Source organism: Micromonospora sp. WMMD998, assembly GCF_029581235.1.
Classification (GTDB): Bacteria; Actinomycetota; Actinomycetes; order Mycobacteriales; family Micromonosporaceae; genus Micromonospora.
In genome coordinates, this window is record NZ_CP120740.1 from 4,239,733 (window position 1) to 4,257,233 (window position 17,501).

At 72.8% G+C, this 17,501-nt stretch carries 19 protein-coding genes and 1 riboswitch; of the genes, 13 read left to right on the forward strand and 6 right to left on the reverse strand.

The window, feature by feature from the left end:
• The first annotated feature begins 109 nt into the window (after window positions 1–109).
• On the forward strand, window positions 110–2,170 hold the full coding sequence (locus tag O7619_RS19390) for a M4 family metallopeptidase (protein WP_282282477.1): 2,061 nt from the start codon (window positions 110–112) through the stop codon (window positions 2,168–2,170).
• A gap of 75 nt (window positions 2,171–2,245) precedes the next feature.
• On the opposite strand, the gene O7619_RS19395 is transcribed toward O7619_RS19390, so the two are convergent.
• Window positions 2,246–2,686, reverse strand: a complete 441-nt coding sequence (locus O7619_RS19395; protein WP_282282479.1) for a YbaB/EbfC family DNA-binding protein — start codon at window positions 2,684–2,686, stop codon at window positions 2,246–2,248.
• Between the two features lie 251 nt (window positions 2,687–2,937).
• Complete coding sequence (locus O7619_RS19400; RefSeq protein ID WP_282282481.1) at window positions 2,938–3,603, reverse strand: transglycosylase family protein; 666 nt, start codon at window positions 3,601–3,603, stop codon at window positions 2,938–2,940.
• Window positions 3,602–3,772, reverse strand: a riboswitch (cyclic di-AMP (ydaO/yuaA leader). It overlaps the preceding gene by 2 nt.
• A gap of 236 nt (window positions 3,773–4,008) precedes the next feature.
• Here O7619_RS19400 and O7619_RS19405 point away from each other — a divergent pair.
• Window positions 4,009–5,571, forward strand: coding sequence for an LLM class flavin-dependent oxidoreductase (locus O7619_RS19405; protein WP_282282483.1), 1,563 nt, complete (start codon window positions 4,009–4,011; stop codon window positions 5,569–5,571).
• A 148-nt stretch (window positions 5,572–5,719) separates the two neighbouring features.
• On the opposite strand, the gene htpG is transcribed toward O7619_RS19405, so the two are convergent.
• The gene (gene htpG, locus O7619_RS19410) at window positions 5,720–7,612 is read right to left on the reverse strand and encodes a molecular chaperone HtpG (protein WP_282282485.1); all 1,893 of its coding nucleotides are present in this window, start codon (window positions 7,610–7,612) and stop codon (window positions 5,720–5,722) included.
• A gap of 144 nt (window positions 7,613–7,756) precedes the next feature.
• Between htpG and O7619_RS19415 the strand changes: the two genes are divergently transcribed.
• The 3 genes from O7619_RS19415 to O7619_RS19425 are packed head-to-tail and all read left to right on the forward strand — an operon-like array spanning window position 7,757 to window position 9,953.
• Window positions 7,757–8,476: a GntR family transcriptional regulator gene (locus O7619_RS19415; protein ID WP_282282487.1), complete on the forward strand. Its 720-nt coding sequence runs from the start codon at window positions 7,757–7,759 to the stop codon at window positions 8,474–8,476.
• Window positions 8,473–9,300 (forward strand): sterol desaturase family protein, encoded by an 828-nt coding sequence (locus O7619_RS19420; protein ID WP_282282489.1) that lies wholly within the window; start codon window positions 8,473–8,475, stop codon window positions 9,298–9,300. The genes O7619_RS19415 and O7619_RS19420 overlap by 4 nt, the downstream gene beginning before the upstream one ends.
• A complete protein-coding gene (locus tag O7619_RS19425; RefSeq protein ID WP_282282491.1) occupies window positions 9,297–9,953 on the forward strand; it encodes a lysoplasmalogenase in 657 nt (218 codons plus the stop codon). Before O7619_RS19420 ends, O7619_RS19425 begins: the two co-directional genes overlap by 4 nt.
• Here the strand turns inward: O7619_RS19425 and O7619_RS19430 are convergent.
• Window positions 9,919–10,791, reverse strand: a complete 873-nt coding sequence (locus O7619_RS19430) for an NAD(P)-dependent oxidoreductase (RefSeq protein ID WP_282282493.1) — start codon at window positions 10,789–10,791, stop codon at window positions 9,919–9,921. The genes O7619_RS19425 and O7619_RS19430 overlap by 35 nt on opposite strands.
• 144 nt (window positions 10,792–10,935) lie before the next feature.
• Between O7619_RS19430 and smpB the strand changes: the two genes are divergently transcribed.
• The 5 genes from smpB to O7619_RS19455 all read left to right on the forward strand — a co-directional run bounded on the left by smpB (window position 10,936) and on the right by O7619_RS19455 (window position 15,193).
• Window positions 10,936–11,427 carry an SsrA-binding protein SmpB gene (gene smpB / locus O7619_RS19435; RefSeq protein WP_282282495.1) on the forward strand — a complete coding sequence of 164 codons (492 nt, stop codon included), beginning with the start codon at window positions 10,936–10,938 and terminating at the stop codon, window positions 11,425–11,427.
• A gap of 77 nt (window positions 11,428–11,504) precedes the next feature.
• The gene (locus O7619_RS19440; RefSeq protein WP_282282497.1) at window positions 11,505–11,942 is read left to right on the forward strand and encodes a VOC family protein; all 438 of its coding nucleotides are present in this window, start codon (window positions 11,505–11,507) and stop codon (window positions 11,940–11,942) included.
• A 48-nt stretch (window positions 11,943–11,990) separates the two neighbouring features.
• Complete coding sequence (locus tag O7619_RS19445) at window positions 11,991–12,566, forward strand: helix-turn-helix domain-containing protein (RefSeq protein ID WP_282282499.1); 576 nt, start codon at window positions 11,991–11,993, stop codon at window positions 12,564–12,566.
• Window positions 12,563–13,840: an MFS transporter gene (locus tag O7619_RS19450; protein WP_282282500.1), complete on the forward strand. Its 1,278-nt coding sequence runs from the start codon at window positions 12,563–12,565 to the stop codon at window positions 13,838–13,840. The genes O7619_RS19445 and O7619_RS19450 overlap by 4 nt, the downstream gene beginning before the upstream one ends.
• A 117-nt stretch (window positions 13,841–13,957) precedes the next feature.
• Window positions 13,958–15,193, forward strand: a complete 1,236-nt coding sequence (locus tag O7619_RS19455; protein WP_282282502.1) for a family 16 glycosylhydrolase — start codon at window positions 13,958–13,960, stop codon at window positions 15,191–15,193.
• A gap of 29 nt (window positions 15,194–15,222) precedes the next feature.
• Here the strand turns inward: O7619_RS19455 and O7619_RS19460 are convergent, their stop codons facing one another.
• Together O7619_RS19460 and O7619_RS19465 are read right to left on the reverse strand one after the other, a co-directional pair.
• Window positions 15,223–15,468, reverse strand: a complete 246-nt coding sequence (locus O7619_RS19460; protein WP_282282504.1) for a flavin reductase — start codon at window positions 15,466–15,468, stop codon at window positions 15,223–15,225.
• On the reverse strand, window positions 15,465–15,812 hold the full coding sequence (locus tag O7619_RS19465; RefSeq protein ID WP_282282506.1) for a hypothetical protein: 348 nt from the start codon (window positions 15,810–15,812) through the stop codon (window positions 15,465–15,467). The genes O7619_RS19460 and O7619_RS19465 overlap by 4 nt, the downstream gene beginning before the upstream one ends.
• A gap of 123 nt (window positions 15,813–15,935) precedes the next feature.
• On the opposite strand from O7619_RS19465, the gene O7619_RS19470 reads away from it, so the two are divergent.
• From O7619_RS19470 to O7619_RS19480, 3 genes are read left to right on the forward strand one after another with little or no spacing between them, the layout of a single operon-like run.
• Window positions 15,936–16,682 carry a helix-turn-helix transcriptional regulator gene (locus O7619_RS19470; RefSeq protein WP_282282508.1) on the forward strand — a complete coding sequence of 249 codons (747 nt, stop codon included), beginning with the start codon at window positions 15,936–15,938 and terminating at the stop codon, window positions 16,680–16,682.
• Entirely contained in the window at window positions 16,670–16,864 is a 195-nt protein-coding gene (locus tag O7619_RS19475) for a DUF397 domain-containing protein (RefSeq protein WP_282282510.1), read from the forward strand. The genes O7619_RS19470 and O7619_RS19475 overlap by 13 nt, the downstream gene beginning before the upstream one ends.
• A 5-nt stretch (window positions 16,865–16,869) precedes the next feature.
• Window positions 16,870–17,487 carry a GNAT family N-acetyltransferase gene (locus O7619_RS19480; RefSeq protein WP_282282511.1) on the forward strand — a complete coding sequence of 206 codons (618 nt, stop codon included), beginning with the start codon at window positions 16,870–16,872 and terminating at the stop codon, window positions 17,485–17,487.
• The last annotated feature ends 14 nt before the right edge of the window (window positions 17,488–17,501 follow it).

The window sequence follows — 17,501 nt, forward strand, 5'->3', positions numbered from 1 at the left end:
GGAGCCACGCCGGCAGCTCCGGAGACCGGCCGTCACCTGCCTCGCACCATCGCGCCGCCCGACCCCACCGGGCTTCGTGCGGCGCGCCTAGGAACAGGAGCAAACCCTCTTGAAGCTCTCACCTCGCCTCGCCGCGCTCACCGGCGCGGCTGCGGCCGGCGTGCTCGCCGCCGGCACCGCCGCAGCGGTGCAGGCCGCGCCGCCCGGGCCCGCCGCACCCAGCCTCGCCCAGGCCCGCGCCACGGCCGCCGAGTCGGCCCGCACGCTCGTCGCGAACCGCCCCGCCTACCTCCAGGCCGGTTCCGACGACGCGTTCGTGCAGAAGCCGGTCATCTCCTCCGAGGGCACCCAGTACGTGCCCTACGAGCGCACCTTCAAGGGCCTGCCGGTGGTCGGCGGCGACTTCGTGCTCGCGACCGACTCCGCCGGCAACCTGAAGTACGCCTCCGTCGCGCAGCAGCGCCCCATCGGCGCCCTCGCCACCACCCCCAAGCTGACCTCGGCCGCCGCCGTGAAGACGGCGCGGGCCCAGCTCAAGACCGTCAGCGCGGTCGAGGGCAGCACGCTCGTCGTCTACACGCTCGGCGCCAAGCCCGCGCTCGCCTGGGAGACCACGGTGCGCGGCACCGGCGCCGACGGGCCGAGCCGGCTCACCGTCGACGTCGACGCCCACACCGGCGCGGTCCTGGGCACGCTGGAGCACGTCGTGAACGGCACCGGCACCGGCGCGTGGAACGGGCCGAGCCCGCTCACCCTGAACACCACCAAGTCGGGCAGCACCTACACCATGAAGGACCCGAACGTCACCAACCTGAGCTGCCAGGACGCCGCGAACAACAGCACGTTCAGCGGCACCGACGACGTCTGGGGCAACGGCACCGCCACCAGCAAGGAGACCGGCTGCGTCGACGCGCTGTTCTCCGCGCAGACCGAGCACAAGATGCTCAGCCAGTGGCTGGGCCGCAACGGCGCCGACGGCAACGGCGGCTACTGGCCGATCCGGGTCGGCCTGAACGACCAGAACGCCTACTACGACGGCTCGCAGGTCCAGATCGGCAAGAACACCGCCAACCAGTGGATCGGCTCGCTCGACGTGGTGGCCCACGAGATCGGCCACGGCATCGACGACCACACCCCGGGCGGCATCTCCCGCGGCGGCACCCAGGAGTTCGTGGCGGACACGTTCGGCGCGGCCACCGAGTGGTTCGCCAACGAGCCGTCCAGCTACGACGCGCCGGACTTCCTGGTCGGCGAGAAGATCAACCTGGTCGGCTCCGGCCCGATCCGCAACATGTACAACCCGTCGGCGCTGGGCGACCCGAACTGCTACTCCAGCAGCGTGCCCTCCGGTGAGGTGCACGCCTCCGCCGGCCCGGGCAACCACTGGTTCTACCTGCTGGCCAACGGCAACAGCCCGACCAACGGGCAGCCCAGCAGCTCGACCTGCAACGGCGGCAGCGTGACCGGCCTGGGCATCCAGAAGGCCATCAAGATCATGTACAACGCGATGCTGCTGAAGACCACGTCCTCGTCGTACCTGAAGTACCGCACCTGGACGTTGCAGGCGGCGAAGAACCTCTACCCGAGCGGCTGCACCGAGTTCAACTCGGTCAAGGCGGCCTGGGACGCGGTGAGCGTGCCGGCGCAGTCGGGCGACCCGACCTGCTCCGGCGGCGGCACGCCGTCCCCGACCGCCACCTCCACCCCGCCGTCGGGCGGCTGCTCCGGCAACAAGCTCGCCAACCCCGGCTTCGAGTCGGGCAGCGCGAACTGGACCGCCACGTCCGGCGTCATCACCACCGACAGCGGTCAGGCGTCCCACAGCGGCTCGTACAAGGCGTGGCTCGACGGCTACGGCTCCTCGCACACCGACACGCTCAGCCAGTCGGTGACCATCCCGTCCGGGTGCCGGGCGACGCTGAGCTTCTGGCTGCACATCGACAGCGCGGAGTCGACCTCGACCGTCGCCTACGACAAGCTGACCGTCAAGGCCGGCAGCACCACGCTTGCCACCTACTCCAACCTGAACAAGGCCACCGGCTACGTGCAGCGGTCCTTCGACGTCTCGTCGCTGGCCGGCACCACGGCGACCATCTCGTTCAGCGGCGTGGAGGACTCCTCGCTCCAGACGTCCTTCGTCGTCGACGACACCGCGGTCACGCTGAGCTGATCGCGACGCGAGCGGCCGGTCGTCCTCCGAGACGGCCGGCCGTTCCGCGTTCCCGGCGGCCGGCCGGGCATCCGGTCAGGCGGGGCGGGACGCGGCGGCGCGGTCGCGGCGGATGCGCGCGGCCACCTCGTGCATCGTCCGGCTGAACATCTCCGCCTGGTCGGGCAGGCCGCCGAGCCGGGCGGCGAGCGCGTCGGTGTCCGCCCGGGCCGAGGCGCTGACCTGCGCGTCCAACTCGGTCAGCGCGGCGTTGACGGCGACGACCAGGTGTCCGCAGAGGACATCCAGCGGCTCGTCGGCCAGCGCCGGGTCGACGGCGACGGAGTCCAGCCGGCCACCCTGGACGGCGACCGCGCGGACCCGGCCGCCGGCCGCCACGCCCTCGGCCCGGAGCAGCTCGCCGGGCTCGCCGTCGGCGTGCACGGTGGCCCGGGACCGCATCGCGGCCAGCGCCTGCTGGGTGCGGGTCAGCAGCTCGTCGAGGCTCGCGGCGGCCGAGAACGCATCGTTGGTCATATCCGCGCTTTCTTCACGTCCTAGCCAAGCCTCGTGACCATAGCAACCGTTGCCGTCGGAACCTCGTCACCCGGCGTACCGGACCGGCCGCCGACGCCGCACGCAGGACGTACGCCGGCCGCGCCCGGCGTGTCGCGCGACGGCGAACGCCCGGCCGGACGACCCGGCCGGGCGTTCCCGTCACCCGTCGGCGCGGCCCGTCCCCACGGAACCGCGAGGCGGTCCCGTGGGACGCGACACGGATTCGACGATCAGCCCAGGCGCAGCCGCTGCCCCGGGAAGATCAGGCCCGGGTCCGCGCCGACCACGGCCCGGTTACGCGCGTACAGCGCGCGCCAGCCCCCGTCGACGTGCTTCGTCGCGGCGATCTCGGAGAGGGTGTCCCCGGGCCGCACCTGGTAGGTGCCCGCGACCGGCGCGCTGCTGGAGCGCTTCGGCGCGGACGCCTTCTTCGGCGCCGACGCCCTCTTCGAGGAGGTGGCCTTCTTCGCCGACGTGGTCGAGCCGGACGCCTTGGCGGCGTACTTCTTCGTTGACCCGCCCTTCTTGCCGCAGACCGGCCAGGCGCCGATGCCCTGCCCGCGCAGGACCTTCTCGGCGACGGCGATCTGCTCGGAGCGGCTGGCCAGGTCGGCCCGGCCGGCGTACTTCTGGCCGCCGTAGCCGTTCCACGTGCCGCGGGAGAACTGGAGCCCGCCGTAGTAGCCGTTACCGGTGTTGATGTGCCAGTTGCCGCCGGACTCGCACTGCGCGACGGCGTCCCAGTTGACACTCGCGGCGCTGGCCGGGGCGGCCGGCCCGAGCAGTGCCACGGCGCCGGTGGCGGCACCGGCGACGATCGCGCCGACCGCCGTTCGGCGGGCCGCGGCCCGGTGGGCGACGATCCGGCGGTGCCGGGCTGAGTATGCAGTTGACATGCGGATTCCTCCACGCCGACGAGGTGAGCTGTCGGGTTCGGGCCGAGGAGCCCGGCCGCCGGTGGCGGCTTCACCCCGAGGTGACGTGCACCGTGGAACCTGTGGGTCCCCCGCTCCCGCCCGAGTTCGGTTCCGCCGGGCCGGCGGCGGGATTAGGCGTTACCGGCCCGTGGTGTCCGCGACTGCGAACGGAACCGACGCTAGGGACGAATTTCCGCGATTGCCCACTTCTTGTGACGTTCTTCACCCGGCCGGGCGATCGGGCCAGGCGCGCCCAGCGATGGCGGAATCGGTCGTGCCACCACGGGACCACCTACGTCCAGGATGGCGGGTAGGCGGCCGGGACGGCCGGTGACGGAGCTACCGTGGGCGGGACCGGGCAAGATCATGCGAGGAGCGGGGCGGATGACCGAACACGGACACGAGCTGACCTTCGGCGGCTTCCTCACCCCCGCCGCCGGACGCCCCGAGCAGGTGGTGGCGCTTGCCACACTCTGCGAGCAGGTCGGGCTGGACCTGGTCACCTTCCAGGACCATCCGTACCAGCCCGGCTTCCTGGACACGTGGACGCTGATGTCGTACGTGGCCGCCGCCACCGATCGGATCGGCCTGGCCGGCAACGTGCTCAACCTGCCGCTGCGCCAGCCGGTGGTGTTGGCCCGCAGCGTGGCCAGCCTGGACCTGCTCACCGGCGGCCGGATCGACCTCGGGCTGGGCGCGGGCGCGTTCTGGGACGCCATCGAGGCGACCGGTGGCCGGCGGCTCTCCCCCGGCGCGGCGGTCGACGCGCTCGACGAGGCGATCCAGGTCATCCGGGAGGTCTGGGACACCGATCGGCGCGGCATGATCCGGGTGGCCGGCGAGCACTACCGCGTGGTCGGGGCGAAACGCGGGCCGGCCCCGGCGCACCCGGTGGGCATCTGGGTGGGCGCGTACAAGCCACGCATGCTGCGGCTGGTGGGGCGCTCCGCGGACGGCTGGCTGCCGTCGCTGGCGTACCTGCCCAAGGGGCCGGACGAGCTGCCGGCGCTCAACGCGCTGGTCGACGACGGCGCGCGGGCCGCCGGCCGGGACCCGGCCGCGATCCGCCGGATGCTCAACGTCACCGGCACGTTCGCCCGCGCGTCCACCGGCTTCCTCGCTGGCCCGCCGGAACAGTGGGTGGAGGAGTTGGTCGGGCTCACGCTGGAGCACGGCATCACCACCTTCATCCTCGGCAGCGACGAGCCGCGCGCGATCCAGGTCTTCGCCCAGGAGGTGGCGCCGGCGGTCCGGGAGCTGGTCGCCGCCGAACGCACCGCGCCGGGCAGCGGCGCCCGCGCCGTCGCCGAGGAGCAGGCCGCGACCGGCGGCCCGACCGCGCTCGCGGTCACCCCCACCCCGGACCCGGGGGTACGCCTGAGCGCGCGCCGCCTCTGGGACGAGGCGGACCGCCCGAGCGCCCCGCCGGCACCGGCCGGTCACGTCTACCCGGCCCGCGGGCAGGCCGCCGGGCAGCACCTGGTGGACGTGCACGACCACCTGCGCCAGGAGCTGGCCCAGGTGCGCGACCTGCTGGAACAGGTCAAGCGCGGCACGGTCTCGCCGGGCGGGGCGCGGGCCGCGCTGAACGAGATGACGATGCGGCAGAACAACTGGACGCTCGGCGCGTACTGCGCGGCGTACTGCACGGTGGTCACCCAGCACCACGGCCTGGAGGACGCCTCGATCTTCCCGCACCTGCGCCGCTCCGACGCCGGCTTGGCGCCGGTGCTGGACCGCCTCGAGGAGGAGCACGTGGTGATCCACGGGGTGGTGGAGAGCGTGGACCGGGCGCTGGTGGAGCTGATCCGCTCCCCCGGTGACTTCACCGCGTTGCAGGACGCGGTGGACCTGCTCACCGACACGCTGCTGTCGCACCTGTCGTACGAGGAGCACCAGATCGTCGAGCCGCTGGCCCGCCACGGCTTCTTCCCCGGCCAACTGTGAAAGGAGGGGGCCCCGCTTAACGCCTGCGGTATAGGAGGGGGCCCCGCTTAACAGCTCTGCTGCACCTCCCCCGGCTGGCCCGGGCGCGAGGTGTTAACCGGGGCCCCTTCCTATCGTGTAGGCGATAGGAAGGGGCCCCTCCTAACACCTAGAGGTTGCGGGCGAGGCGGTCGGCGAGGACGCGGGTGAAGCGGGCCGGGTCGGTCAGCTCGCCCCCCTCGGCCAGCAGCGCCATGCCGTACAGCAGCTCGGCGGTCTCGGTCAGCGCGGCGGTGTCGCCGCCCTCGCCGTGGGCCTTGCGCAGCCCGGTGACCAGTGGGTGGGTCGGGTTCAGCTCCAGGATCCGCTTGACCCGGGGCACCTCCTGGCCCATCGCCCGGTACATCTTCTCCAGCGTCGGCGTCATGTCGTGCGCGTCGCCCACCACGCAGGCCGGCGACGTGGTCAGCCGGGTGGACAGGCGGACCTCCTTGACCGTGTCGGCGAGCGCGTCGCCGAGGAAGGTGAGCAGGTCGGCGTACTCCTGCCGTTCGGCCTCGGCCTTCTCCTTCTCCTCCTCGGTCTCCAGGTCGACCTGGCCCTTGGCCACCGAGCGCAGCGTCTTGCCGTCGTACGCGCCGACCCGCTCGACCCACACCTCGTCCACCGGGTCGGTGAGGATCAGCACCTCGTAGCCCTTGGCCCGGAACGCCTCCAGGTGCGGGGAGTTCTCGATGGTGGCCCGGTTGTCGCCGGTGGCGTAGTAGATCTCGGTCTGCCCGTCCTTCATCCGCTCGACGTAGTCGCGCAGCGTGGTCGGCTCGGCCGGGTCGTGGGTGGAGGCGGCGCGGACCAGGTCGAGCAGCGCGTCGGTGTTGTCCGGGTCCTCCAGCAGACCTTCCTTGACGACCGGCCCGAACTCGGTCCAGAACGTGCGGTACGACTCGGCCGACATGTCCTTGAGCGTGCCGAGCACCTTCTTGACCAGCCGCCGGCGTACCGCGCGGATCTGCCGGTCCTGCTGGAGGATCTCCCGGGAGATGTTCAGCGACAGGTCGTGCGCGTCCACCACGCCCTTGACGAAGCGCAGGTAGTTGGGGATCAGGGCCTCACAGTCGTCCATGATGAACACGCGCTTGACGTAGAGTTGCACGCCGCGCCGGCCCTGCGGGGAGAACAGGTCGAGCGGGGCGTGCGAGGGCAGGAAGAGCAACGCCTCGTACTCGAAGGTGCCCTCGCCGCGCATGTGGATGGTTTCGAGGGGGTCGGCCCAGTCGTGCGCGACGTGCCGGTAGAACTCCTTGTACTCGGCCTCGTCGACCTCGTCCCGTGAACGCGCCCAGAGCGCCTTCATCGAGTTGAGCGTCTGCTCCTCGCGGGTGGTCTCGCCGTCCTCGCCGGGCTTGTCGACGGTCATCCGGATCGGCCAGGAGATGAAGTCGGAGTAGCGCTTGACGATCTCCCGGATCGTCCACTCGGCGGTGTAGTCGTGCAGGTTGTCCTCGGCGTCGACGGGCTTGAGGTGCAGCGTGACCGAGGTGCCCTGCGGCGCGTCCTCGACTTCCTCGATCGAGTAGGTGCCCTCGCCGGCGGACTCCCAGCGGGTGCCGCCGGTCTGACCGGCGCGGCGGGTCAGCAGCGTGACCCGGTCGGCAACCATGAAGGTGGCGTAGAAGCCGACGCCGAACTGGCCGATCAGCTCCTGGGACGCGGTGGCGTCCTGCGACTCGCGGAGCTTGCGCAGCAGTTCGGCGGTGCCGGACTTGGCGATGGTGCCGATCAGCGCGACCACCTCGTCGCGGGACATGCCGATGCCGTTGTCCCGGACGGTGAGCGTGCGGGCGTCCCGGTCGACGTCGAGCTGGATGTGCAGGTCGGACGTGTCGGCCGACAACTCCTTGTCGACGAGCGACTCCAGCCGCAGCTTGTCCAGCGCGTCGGACGCGTTGGAGATGAGTTCACGCAGGAAGACGTCCTTGTTCGAGTAGATCGAGTGCACCATCAGCTGCAAGAGCTGACGCGCCTCGGCCTGGAACTCCAACGTCTCGACCCGGTCGCTCACACCGACTCCCTTCCTCGTGGCGGGCCTACGGCGGAAAGGATACGAGGGGTGACGGCGACGGCACGCACCGGCCGGCGTACGCATGCGGAGAGCACTGGTCCAACCAGTTGACGGGTTGATGTGTTCGGGGCCACACTGCTGCCCATGGCCTTCGTCCCCGCGCCGCGCGCCTCGGTCTCCGACCACGTCTTCGGCCAGCTCCGCGACGCGATCGTCGCCGGTCGCCACCGACCGGACGAGACGCTGCCCGGCGAGCGCGAGCTGGCCGCCGCGTTCGCGGTGAACCGGCACGCGGTCCGGGAGGCGCTGCGCCGGTTGCAACAGCTCGGCCTGGTCCGGGTCAGCCAGGGCGGCGCCACCCGGGTGCTCGACTGGCGGGTGCACGCCGGGCTCGACCTGGCGCTGGCGCTGGCGCGCTCCGGCGACGTACTCCCGGTCGAGACGCTGGTCCGCGACATGCTGGAGATGCGGGCCTGCGTCGGGACCGACGCGGCCCGGCTCTGCGCCGAGCGCGGCGACGCGGCGACCGGCGCCGCGCTGGCCCGGGCCGCCGAGGAGTACGGCGCGCTCGCGCCGGACCTGGACCGGATGGCCGAAGCGAACATCCGCATCTGGCGGCTGGTGGTGCGCGGCAGCGGCAACACCGCCTACCAGCTCGCCTTCAACAGCCTGGTGGCCGGCACGTTCGCGGTCGGCGACGTGCCCCCGGACGCCCGCACCGCCGAACTGCTCGACGTGGCCGGCCACCGCAGACTCGCCGCCGCGATCGCCTCCGGCCAGGGCGCGGCGGCGGCCCGGCAGGCCCGGACGCTGCTGACCGCCCCCGTCACCACCCCCACCCCCGGAAGGGAAACGCGCGCATGATCCCCGCCGTGCTGTACGCCATCCCGGCGTTCCTGCTGCTGATCGTCATCGAGGCGATCTCCTACCGCTTCCTGCCCGACGACGACGAGCGCGGCTACGAGCTGCGCGACACCGCCACCAGCCTGTCCATGGGGCTGGGCAGCCAACTCGTCGGCGTGCCGTGGAAACTGCTCACGGTCGGGCTCTACGCGGCGCTGTGGACCGTCGCGCCGGTGCACCTCTCCCCCGGCGACTGGTGGACCTGGGCGATCGTCTTCTTCGCCGACGACCTGGCCTACTACTGGTTCCACCGGTCGCACCACGAGGTGCGCGTGCTCTGGGCGAGCCACGTGGTGCACCACTCCAGCGTCCACTACAACCTGTCCACCGCGCTGCGGCAGAGCTGGACGCCGATGACCTCACTGCCGTTCTGGCTGCCGCTGGCGCTGCTCGGCATTCCGCCGTGGATGATCTTCCTCCAGCAGTCGATCAGCCTCCTCTACCAGTTCTTCCTGCACACCGAGCGGGTGGGCCGGCTACCCCGGCCGATCGAGTGGATCCTCAACACGCCGTCGCACCACCGGGTGCACCACGGCTCGAACACCGAATACCTGGACCGCAACTACGGCGGCATCCTGATCGTCTGGGACCGGTTGTTCGGCAGCTTCGCGCCGGAGCGGGCCCCGGCGCGCTACGGGCTGACGAAGAACATCGGCACCTACAACCCGCTGCGGGTGGCCACCCACGAGTTCGCCGCGATCCTCTCCGACGTACGCCGGGCCACCTGCTGGCGGCACCGACTCGGCTACCTGCTGGGCCGCCCCGGCTGGCAGCCGGCCCGGTGAGGCGCTCCTGGCTCACCCTGTTCGGCGTCGTCGCCGCGGTCGAACTGGTCGGCGTCGCGCTCGACTCGACAGTGCTCCAGTGGCTGGCCAAGCCGCTGCTGGCGCCGGCGCTGCTGGCGTACCTCATCGCGCACCGACGCCGGCTGGACGCGGTGGCCGCCGGCCTGGTCGCGGCCACCGCCGGGGACGTGGCCCTGCTCGTGCCCGGACGGGCCGCGTTCCTGCTCGGGATGGGGTTCTTCCTGATCGCGCAGCTCGCCTTCCTCACCGGTTTCCTGGCTCGCGGGCGACCGACGGCCGCGGCGTGGGGCGGCTACCTGCTCGCCTGGGCCGCCGGCAACGCGCTGCTGTGGGGCGCGCTGGGGCCGCTGCGGGCACCCGTGCTCGGCTACAGCCTGGCGCTGTGCCTGATGGCCGCCGCCGCAACCGGCGTGTCGGCACGGGTCGCCGCCGGCGGCGCGTGCTTCCTCGTCTCCGACCTGCTCATCGGCGTGGGCGCGGCCGGAACGGAGCTGCCCGGCGCGGGTCTGCTGGTGATGGGCACCTATGGTGCGGCGCTGCTGCTGATCGTCACCGGCTGGGTGGCCGACCGCGTCGACGCGGACCGGGAGCCGGTGGTCAGCGGGCCGCGCCGGGCCCCAGCCGCCGGGTGACCACGGTCAGGTCGTCGCCGCCGAGCCCCCGGCCCACCGCGTCGCGCCACTCGGCGGCAAGCGCCTCGGCGGCCGGGAAGCTGCCCGCCGGGGCCTCGCACAACGCCAGCTCGACGTCCTTGAGCGCCAACGCGAGCGAGTATTGCGGGCCGTGCTCGTCGCGGGCGACCCGCGTCAGCTTCTCCGCCGCCCACGGTGAGACGAGCGGGCTGCCGTCGAACGCCTGCCGCACGGTGTCGCGGTCCAGGCCGAGCGTGTCGGCGAGCGCCATCGCGGCGGCAACGCCCTCGTTGACGAACGCGAGCAGCAGGTTGTTGACGAGCTTGAGCCGCGAACCGGCGCCGGCCGGGCCGAGCCAGAGCGTCCGCTGGCCGACCGCGTCGAAGACCGGGGCGACCCGGTCGCGGACCTGCTCCGGCCCGGACGCGAGGACGGTCAGCTTCCCCTGCTCGGCTGGGCCCCGGCTGCCGGCCACCGGCGCGTCCACGAGGGTGACGTCGGGCCGCTCGGCGGCGACCAGCTCGACCAGGCGCTGCGTCTCGGCGACGCCGATGGTGCTCATCTGCGCCCACACCGCGCCGGCCGGCAGAGCGGCGAGCATGCCCTGGTCGACCGCGACGGCGCGGACCGCGGCACCGTCGGTGAGCATGGTGACCGCCACGTCGGCCCGTCGTACCGCCTCGGCCGGATCATCGGCCACCTCGGCGCCCCGCGCGGCGAGCGCGCGGGCCGGTTCCGGGTGCCGGTTCCACACCACCGTGTCCAGCCCGGCTTTGGCCAGGTTCGCCGCCATCGGCGTACCCATGCCGCCGAGCCCGAGCACCGCCACCCGCGTCATCCGTCACTCCCCTCCGTCACCGCCACCCCCACTCCCTACCCAACTCCCCGTGGCCGCACCCGCGCGCTCATTCCCGGAAACGGTGCCGCACAGGCGCTGTCCGCGGGAAACCGGCGGCGCGGGGGCGACGGGTATCGTGCGGGGGTGGCCAGGGAGAACGGGCGCAAGCTGATCGCCTCGAACAAGAAGGCGCGGCACGACTACGACGTCCTCAAGACCTACGAGTCCGGCATCGTGCTGGCCGGCACCGAGGTGAAGTCGTTGCGCGAGGGGCGGGTGTCGCTGGTCGACGCGTTCGCCCAGGAGCGCGACGGGGAGATCTGGCTCTACGGGCTGCACATCGCCGAGTACGGCTTCGGCACCTGGACCAACCACGCGCCCCGGCGCACCCGCAAGCTGCTGCTGCACCGGGTGGAGATCGCCCGGATCCTGGAACGGCTGCGCGACGGCGGGGTCACGCTGGTGCCGCTGTCGATGTATTTCGCCGACGGTTGGGCCAAGGTGGAGTTGGGCCTGGCCCGGGGCCGCCGCTCGTACGACAAGCGCCAGGCGCTCGCCGAGCGCGACGCCAAGCGGGAGATCGCCCGGGAGATGGGCCGTCGCCTCAAGGGGCGGACGGCGACGCGCCGGACCTGACTTTCCCGCGGGTCGCGGACAGCGCCTGACCGCTATCTGGGGCAGGCTGGCCGGGACCCGACCGAAGGAGAGCCGAGATGGCCCGCGACGTGCAATTCACCTTCGACTGCGCCGACCCGGCCGCGCTGGCGGCGTTCTGGGCCGAGGTCCTCGGCTACCAGGTCCAGGGTCCGCCCGAGGGCTTCGACTCGTGGGAGCAGGCGCTCACCGCGCTCGGCGTACCGGCGGAGCGGCACCACGACGCCTCGGCCGTGGTCGACCCCGAGGGCGCCGGACCACGGCTGTTCTTCCAGCGGGTGCCCGAGCCGAAGCGGGTCAAGAACCGGGTGCACCTCGACGTGCGGGCCGCGCCCGGGCTGACCGGAGACGCCCGGATGGAGGCGCTGGAGGCGGCGGCCGACCGGCTCGTGGCGCGCGGCGCCACCCGCGTCGCGCGCCACGAGCCCGCTCCCCCGCTCGACGCCGGTCACCTGGTGCTGGCCGACCCGGAGGGCAACGAGTTCTGCCTCGACTGACCCACAAGGGTCCTTGTACTTCCCTTCTTGTCGGTCTAGCCTGGCCGCATGGCGGACGAGCCGAACCACGTGCACCTGACCGACCCGCGCGCGATGCGGGCGCTGGCCCACCCCACCCGGTTGCGGTTGCTGGGCGAGTTGCGGCTGCGCGGCCCGCAGACGGTGGGGATGCTGAGCGAACGCGTCGGCGAGGCGGTCGGCTCGGTGAGCTGGCACGTCGGCAAGCTGGCCGAGCACGGCTTCGTGACCGAGGCCCCCGACCTGGCCCGCAACCGGCGGGAGCGGTGGTGGCGGGCCGCGCACGCCACCACCGACTGGGATCCGGTCGAGCTGCTCGACGACCCGGAGCAGCAACTCGCCGGCACCCTGCTGCGGCGGGCCGCGATGGAGCGCTACGTGGCCCGCTACCAAGCCTATCTGGAGTCCGAGGCGAGCCTCGACCTGGCCTGGGTGCGGGGCACCACAAGCAGCGACACGGTGCTGCACCTGACCCCCGACGAGCTGGGTGAGTTGCGCGACGAGCTGTCCGAGCTGGGCCGGCGTTGGCACCGGCGCGGGGCGGCCGGCCGGCCCGGCGCGGAGATGGTCACGCTGATCTGGCAGGCATACCGGGGGCCGCAGTGATCCGCGACCGCCGGCCGCTGGCCGGGCTGCTGATCGGGCACGCCGTCTCGCTGACCGGCAACGTGCTGACGCTCATCGCGTTGCCGCTCTACGTGTTGGCCGAGACCGGTTCACCGGCGGCCACCGGGCTGGCCGGCGCGTTCGCCACCGCGCCGGTGGTGCTGGGTGGCGCGTTCGGCGGCGTGCTCGTCGACCGGATCGGCTACCGCCGGTCGAGCGTGCTGGCCGACGTGGTCTCCGGCGTGACGGTCGCCGCCGTGCCGCTGCTGCACGCCACGGTCGGCCTGCCGTTCCCGGCGCTGCTGGCGCTGGTCTTCGTCAGCGGGTTGCTCGACACCCCGGGGCAGACCGCCCGCACCGCGCTGCTGCCGGAGGCGGCGGCCGTGGCCGGGGTGCCGATCGAACGGGCGATCGGTTGGGCGGAGGCCACCTCGCGCGGCGCCCGGATGATCGGCGCGCCGGTGGCCGGCCTGCTTGTCGGCCTGCTCGGCGCGCTGCCGGTGCTGGCCGTGGACGCGGCGACGTTCGCCGTCTCGGCGCTTGCGGTGACGCTGCTGGTGCCGCGCGGCCTGCGCCCGTCCACCGAGGACGACGAGGCGGAGGCCGGCGGCTACTGGCGTCAGTTCGCCGCCGGGCTGCGCTTCCTCGTCCGGGAGCCCCTGTTGCGCGCCATGGTGCTGCTGGTCCTGGTCACGAACCTCTTCGACGCGGCCAAGAGCAACGTGCTCCTGCCGGTCGTCGCCAACCGCGACCTGGGCGGACCGGCCGCGTTCGGCCTGCTGGTCGGCGTCATGGGCGGCGGTGCGCTTGTCGGCTCGCTGGTGTTCAGCGCGATCGGGCACCGGCTGCCCCGTCGGGCCACGTTCGTCACCGCGTACGCGATCTGCGGCGCGCCGCCGCTGTGGGCGCTGGCCGCCGCGCCGCCGCTGCCGGTGGTGGTCGCGGTCGTCGCGGTGGCCGGGTTGGCGGCCGGCGCGCTCAACCCGTTGATGGGCGCGGTCGAGCTGGAACGGGTGCCGGCCGGGATGCGGGCCCGGGTATACGGGGTGATCGGCGCGGGCGCCTGGGCGGCCATGCCCGTGGGCGCGCTCGGCGCCGGGCTGGCCGCCGACCGGTTCGGCACCACGTCCACGCTCGTCACCATCGGCACCTGCTACCTGCTGGTGGTGCTCACGCCGCTGCTGGGCGGCCCGTGGCGCACGATGCGCCGGCCGCCGCGACCGCAGGTGCGTCAGCGCGAACCGGAACGGGAACGGCGGGAAGCGGTCTCTTGACAGTGGACGACTTCGTTCATACCTTCATCGAAGACTATCTTTGAAGTTTGTTTACCGTTCCGGCGCGGGGCCGGCCGACCGGACGGTGAGCGACCCCACCACCGCAGGAGGCACCCCGTGCGCAGCATCCGTACCGTCGCCGCCCTGGCGATGGCGGCGGTCGGCCTCACGGCCGCCCTCACCACCGTCCCGAGCACCCCAGCGGTGGCCGCCCCCGGCGCGGTCACCTGGTCCGACGACTTCAACGGCCCGGCCGGCGCCGCCCCCGACGCGAGCAAGTGGCGCTACGACATCGGCGGCGGCGGTTGGGGCAACAACGAGTTGCAGTACTACACCAACAGCACCCGCAACGCCGCGCTCGACGGCAACGGCAACCTGGTCATCACCGCCCGCAAGGAGAACCCGTCCGGTTACTCCTGCTGGTACGGAAGCTGCCAGTACACGTCGGCCCGGCTGCTCACCAACGGCACGTTCGCCCAGGCGTACGGCCGGTTCGAGGCCCGCATCAAGATCCCGCGCGGGCAGGGGCTGTGGCCGGCGTTCTGGATGCTCGGCAACGACATCGGCAGCAACCCGTGGCCCAACAGCGGCGAGATCGACATCATGGAAAACGTCGGTTACGCGCCGTCCACGGTGTGGGGCACCCTGCACGGTCCCGGCTACTCCGGCGGTAACGGCATCGGCGCGTCCACCTCGCTGCCGGGCGGCCAGGCGCTCGCCGACGCCTTCCACACGTTCGCCGTCGACTGGGCCCCGGACTCGATCACCTGGTATCTCGACGGTGTGGCGTACTCCCGCAAGACGCCCGCCGACGCGGGCGGCAACCGCTGGGTCTTCGACCACCCGTTCTTCATGATCATGAACGTCGCGGTCGGCGGCAACTGGCCCGGCTCGCCGGACGGCGCCACCACGTTCCCGCAGACCATGACCATCGACTACGTCCGGGTGCAGGCCTGGGACAACGGCGGCGGGGGCACCGGCGGGCAGATCGTCGGGTACGGCAACAAGTGCGTCGACGTGGCCAGCGCCTCCACCGCCAACGGCACCGCCGTGCAGCTCTGGACCTGCAACGGCACCGCCGCGCAGCGCTGGACCTGGAACGCGGACGGCTCGGTGCGCGCGCTCGGCAAGTGCCTCGACGTGGCCTCCGGGTCGACCGCCAACGGCGCCAAGGTGCAGCTCTACGACTGCAACGGCACCGGCGCGCAGAAGTGGGTGTTCAGCGCCGCGGGCGACATCGTCAACCCGCAGTCCAACAAGTGCCTGGACGCCACCGGGAACAGCTCGGCCGACGGCACCCGGTTGCAGATCTGGGAGTGCGGCGGCACCGCCAACCAGAAGTGGCGGCGCTGACCGGTTCGGTGAGCCGGGGCGGGCGGCGCTCACCGCTCGCCCCGGCGTCGCGCCCAGCCCACGAAGCGCTGGTAGCGGTCCGCACCGTCCGGCGCGGGCCGCTCCGCCTCGGCCTCCACGTACAGCGTGGCCAGGTGGATCAGCAGCGCCGGCCGGGCCTCCCGGTAGGCGGCCAGCAGCCGCAGCTTCGCTGGCGAGCAGGGCCAGGCGATGCCGCAGGCCCGGCACCGCCACGTCGGCCGCGACGGGGTGTGCTCCCGGCGACACCGGCTCATCGCAGCCGCCGCGCGACCGCCCGCGCCTCCTCGTCACTCAGCGCCAGGAACCACAGGAACCGCCGGACGATCTCCGGCGGCTGCGGCCCGCCGGGACGGCCGCGAAGGTCGCGGATCGCCCGCCGGGTCAACCGGACGAACTCCGGCAACAGCTCCGCCCGCCGCGCCGCGTCGGTCGGCGCGGACGTCCACGCCGGACACGGCCAGTCCGCACCGCAGTCGTCGCAGACCCAGGCCGGTGCCGCCGTCGAGTGCAGCGCGGTCATCGCCGGCACCGTCCGCGATTCGTCCAGCTCCCCGGTCGGTACGTCCGGCCGCTCGCCACGCGCCTGCTCCTCCGGCATCTGGCGTCCCTCTCCGTCGCTCCGACACCCCGTCCACCAGAACCCTGCCGAGCGTTGCGGGGCAGTCACACTGCGTTGCAGGATGGCATCGGGATGGCCGGGATGTTCGAGGAGGACACAGGGATGAACCGAGCCGTGGTGGCCGCGATGTCCGAGGCGGGGCACACCGCCGAGAGCCTGGCCGAGCGGGTCGGCGTCGACCCGAAGACCGCCGCCCGCTGGGCGAGCCAGGGGCGGATCCCGCAGACCCGGCACCGCGCCCAGGTCGCCGAACTGCTCGGCAGGGACGCCGCCGAGTTGTGGCCGGACGCGCTCAAGCGCCGGGAGCCGGCGTGGTTCCGCCCGTGGGCCGACATCGAACGCGAAGCGACGGCACTGCGCTGGTACGAGTCGGCCGTCCTACCCGGTCTGCTGCAAACACCCGAGTACGCCCTCGCGGTCCTCCGGAGTGGACCACTGTTCGCGGACGCGGACACCCTTCTGGAGTCGCGGTTACGCCGCCAGGCAGCCGTCCTCGACCGGCCGCGCCCGCCGCTGATGGTCTTCGTTGTCGACGAAGCGGCGCTGCGCCGGGGAGATCCCCAGGTCATGCACCCACAATTGGACCACCTCATCGAACTCGCCGGACGTCAGCACGTGATGGTGCACGTCCTTCCCCTGCGTGCCGGGCTCCACCCCGGACAGGCCGGCCCGTTCATCATCGCCACCACCCCCGACGGTGAGGAAGTCGGCCACCTCGACGACCAGGCCGCCGGGCGGATCCAGAATGACGTTGCGGCGCTCTGGGCAGTCTGGGATACCGTGAGGTCCGTTTCGCTTCCGCGGGACCAGACCATCGACTTCCTGAGAGCACGATCATGGATGAGCTGATCGGTGCGCGCTGGCGCACCAGCACTCGGAGCAGTTCCAACGGTGGCGCCTGCGTCGAGGTGGCCGACAATCTGACCGAGGTCGTCGGCGTGCGCGACTCGAAGGATCCGACCGGCCCGGTCCTCGTCTTCGCGCCACCGGCGTGGCGGGCGTTCGTCGCCCACCTCGCGCACCGGCGCTGACGCCGGTGAGCGGGTTCGCGCCGGAGCCCATCCCCACCGACCGGCTGGTGCTGCTGCCGCTGGGCGTCGCGCACGCCGAGGAGATGGCCGCCGTGCTCGCCGATCCGGCGCTGCACACCTTCATCGGCGGCAGTCCCGCCGATCCGGCGTCGTTGCGGGCCCGCTACGAGCGGCTCGTCGCCGGCTCCCCCGACCCGGCGGAGACGTGGTGCAACTGGGTCATCCAGCTCCGCGAGGACGGGAGGCTGGCCGGCACCGTCCAGGCCACCGTCTCCGAACCCGACGGTCCACCCCGGCACCAGGCGACGGCGGGCGCGCGGGCGGTCGGGCACCGGCACCTCGACGACGCGGAGCCGGTCGGCGACGGGCCGGTCGCCGAGATCGCCTGGGTGGTGGGCACACCCTGGCAGGGGCACGGCATCGCCACCGAGGCCGCACGCGGGATGGTCGGCTGGTTGGGGCGGCGCGGTGTGCGTACCCTCGTGGCCCACATCCATCCCGACCACCGCGCGTCGGCGGCGGTGGCCGGCGCGTGCGGCCTGGCCCCGACGGGTGTATGGCACGACGGCGAGATTCGCTGGACGGGACCGGCCGGCGGGCGGACATCGCCACCAGCTCGGTGAGGTGGCGGTATCGG